Source organism: Paraburkholderia sp. EG304 (assembly GCF_046543485.1).
Classification (GTDB): domain Bacteria; phylum Pseudomonadota; class Gammaproteobacteria; order Burkholderiales; family Burkholderiaceae; genus Paraburkholderia; species Paraburkholderia youngii.
Window position 1 is genome coordinate 1 of sequence record NZ_JBKGUA010000402.1, and the last position, 321, is coordinate 321.

The 321-nt window shown below is 58.9% G+C and carries 1 protein-coding gene; it reads left to right on the top strand.

All coding sequences use genetic code 11. The features are described 5' to 3' along the window. The coding region (locus tag ACLFKU_RS44485) for a response regulator transcription factor (protein WP_410853485.1) at positions 1-285 on the top strand (285 nt) is incomplete at its 5' end. Between the last annotated feature and the right edge of the window lie 36 nt (positions 286-321).

The window sequence follows — 321 nt, forward strand, 5'->3', positions numbered from 1 at the left end:
ATCGCGGGCGGCGGGCGTTTCATCGATCCGAGGCTCGTCGACGCAATGGTCTTCGACAGGCACCGCGGCGACGTGCCACCGCATGAAGTGCTGTCAGACCGCGAGTTTCAGGTCTTGCAAATGCTCTCTGCGGGAAAGAGCCTTAACGAAATCGCGGATGTGTGCGCGCTCAGTGCAAAAACGATCAGCACCCACAAGATGCGGCTGATGCAGAAACTCGGCATCACGAACAACACCGACGTGATCCGGTACGCGATCCGGCACGGACTGTCTTGCGTCAACTAGACTACCTGCGAATTAGGTCGGCGAGGCTCGGATACC